Genomic DNA, 2,524 nt, shown 5'->3' with positions numbered 1-2,524 from the left:
GCGTCACATCAGGCAAATATCGTCATCAGATAGGCGGCAAACAGCGCCAGGTGCGCCGCGCCGTTCAGGACGTTGGTACGCCCGGTAGAGAACGAGATCTGGCACAGCAGCAGCGAGGCCAGCATCACGATCATCTCTGGCCCACCGAGGGCAAACACCAGGTCGTTGCCGGTCGCCCAGGCGATCAGCGTCACCACCGGCACCGTCAGGGAGATGGTCGCCAGCACTGAGCCAAAGAAGAGATTCATCGCGCGCTGGACCTGGTTACTCAGCACCGCCTTCAGCGCGCCCAGACCTTCTGGAGAGAGGATCAGCAGCGCTACCAGGAAGCCGGTAAAGGCCACCGGGGCATTCATCTCCGTCAGCAGCGCCTCCAGCGGATTGGCGTTCATCTTCGTTACCGCAATTACCGCCACCAGATGGATAATCAGCCACACCGCGTGCCAGAGGCTGCTGTGCGCCGACGGCTTGCCGTGATGCGGATCGCTGTCGTCACCTTCATCCTCATGCTCATAGACAAACAGGCTCTGGTGGGTTTTGGTCTGGATAAGCAGGAAGACGCCGTACATGGCCGCTGAGATCAGCGCAACCAGCAGCGCCTGGCGGGTAGTGAAGTTAGCCCCCGGCAGCGCCATCGGGAAGACCAGCACAATCACCGCCAGCGGAAAGAGGGCGATCAGATACTGTTTGATACCGAAGAGGTTCATGTACTGGGTGGCAAACTTCTGCCCGCCCAGCAGCAGCGAGAAGCCTACCAGCCCCCCGGTAACAATCATGATAATGGAGTAGAGGGTGTCGCGCATCAGCGTTGGCGCGGCGTCGCCCGTGGCCATCAGGGCTGAAATCAGGCTAACTTCGAGAATAACAACTGAAAGGCTTAAAATCAGCGAGCCGAAGGGTTCTCCAAGCCGGTGCGCCAGCACGTCCGCATGGCGGACAACGCTAAAGGCGCTGCTGAGAATGCCCACTAATGCGAGCAGGTTGATACCGATGACGGCTGGCAGCGACTGGGTGCTTCCCCAGAAAAAAAGCACTGCCAGCGCCAGTACCGGGAAAATGAGCGTGGTCTCCTTATGGCGGGTTTTAACCGCCTCATGCGTCGCTGTCATTGTGGCTCTCCATAGTGTGCTGTTGCTGATGAGTATAGTTAAGATTTTTTCAGGCCATTAAAATAGCAGAATGGGGGCGAGTTTAGGTCAACTTTTACCTTTTTTTACGGCATTGGCCTTTTTTTAGCGTATGACGTGCGGATTAGAGTGGTTTGTCGAAAATTGTTTTAATAAACAGATTATTACAATAACGCATTCGCAGTTTTACGTCATGGGTGGCGAGGCGCGGCGTTGTCAGCCACACTTAAGTTTTGATAACCAAAAGGAGATGTCACATGCCCTACAAAGCGAAAGCCGATCTGCCAGACAACGTCAAAAACGTGCTTCCTGCTCACGCCCAGGATATCTACAAAGAGGCATTCAACAGCGCCTGGGATCAATACAAAGATAAAGACGACCGACGCGGAGATGATAGCCGGGAAGAGACTGCCCACAAGGTGGCCTGGGCGGCGGTGAAGCATGAATATGAGAAGGGCGACGACGATAAATGGCACAAAAAGAAATAAGCCGCTGAAATCGCTGTCGTTAACGCTAAACACCTTTTTTTGCGCTGCTGCTTTCGTGCGGCATGGCGCGCTGTAGGCTTGCAAGCGGCCCGCGAATTGCATATCGTCTCCACAGGCTGTGCTTTTATTCAGCAGCTAAATGCTCGGAAGGCAACATAACGGTCGCATGGAAGCACGCAGTGGTGGAGGTAGAAGGTGTTAACACGCGACTTTTTAATTCAGGCGGACTGCAAAACCGCCTTTGGTGATATCGAAGCAGCGCTGCTCTGGTCCGCCGAACAACGCGCAGCGTCGCTGGCGGCAACCCTGGCCTGTCGGCCCGACAGTGGCCCGGTGTGGATCTTTGGCTACGGATCGCTGATGTGGAACCCGGCGCTGGAGTTTAACGAATCCTGCACCGGCACGCTGGTGGGCTGGCATCGTGCCTTCTGCCTGCGTCTCACCGCTGGTCGCGGCACGGCCTGCCAGCCTGGACGGATGCTTGCCCTAAAAGAGGGCGGACGCACCACCGGCGTCGCCTACCGCCTGCCTGACGAAACCCTGGAGCAGGAGCTGACCCTGCTGTGGAAGCGAGAGATGATCACCGGCTGCTATCTGCCGACCTGGTGCAAGCTCGACCTTGATGATGGCCGGACGGTAAACGCCCTGGTGTTTATTATGGATCCGCGCCACGCACTCTATGAGTCAGATACCCGCGCCCAGGTCATCGCCCCGCTGATCGCGGCGGCCAGTGGCCCGCTGGGCACTAACGCGCAGTATCTCTTCTCGCTGGAGCAGGAGCTAATCAAGCTCGGCATGCATGACGACTGCCTGAACGATCTGGTCGGGAAGGTGAGAGGACTGCTGAGCGGCGAAGAACCGGGCCCATCGCTGCAGCCCGGTTTTGCCTGAGAAGAGATTAGGCAGCCA

General features: G+C 57.1%; 3 protein-coding genes. 2 read left to right on the top strand and 1 reads right to left on the bottom strand.

The annotated features are described in order from the left end of the window. Positions 1–8: 8 nt before the first annotated feature. Entirely contained in the window at positions 9–1,109 is a 1,101-nt protein-coding gene (gene chaA / locus FN633_RS00165) for a sodium-potassium/proton antiporter ChaA (RefSeq protein ID WP_154056344.1), read from the bottom strand. A 275-nt stretch (positions 1,110–1,384) separates the two neighbouring features. On the opposite strand from chaA, the gene chaB reads away from it, so the two are divergent. Together chaB and FN633_RS00155 are read left to right on the top strand one after the other, a co-directional pair. Next, positions 1,385–1,615 carry a putative cation transport regulator ChaB gene (chaB, locus tag FN633_RS00160; RefSeq protein WP_154056343.1) on the top strand — a complete coding sequence of 77 codons (231 nt, stop codon included), beginning with the start codon at positions 1,385–1,387 and terminating at the stop codon, positions 1,613–1,615. A gap of 195 nt (positions 1,616–1,810) precedes the next feature. Continuing rightward, positions 1,811–2,506 (top strand): gamma-glutamylcyclotransferase, encoded by a 696-nt coding sequence (locus tag FN633_RS00155; protein ID WP_154056342.1) that lies wholly within the window; start codon positions 1,811–1,813, stop codon positions 2,504–2,506. Positions 2,507–2,524: the final 18 nt, after the last annotated feature.

It is taken from the genome of Pseudescherichia vulneris (genome assembly GCF_902164725.1).
GTDB classification, from domain to species: domain Bacteria; phylum Pseudomonadota; class Gammaproteobacteria; order Enterobacterales; family Enterobacteriaceae; genus Pseudescherichia; species Pseudescherichia vulneris.
Note: the sequence above shows the minus strand (reverse complement) of the source record. Positions and strands in the feature narration are given on the sequence as shown.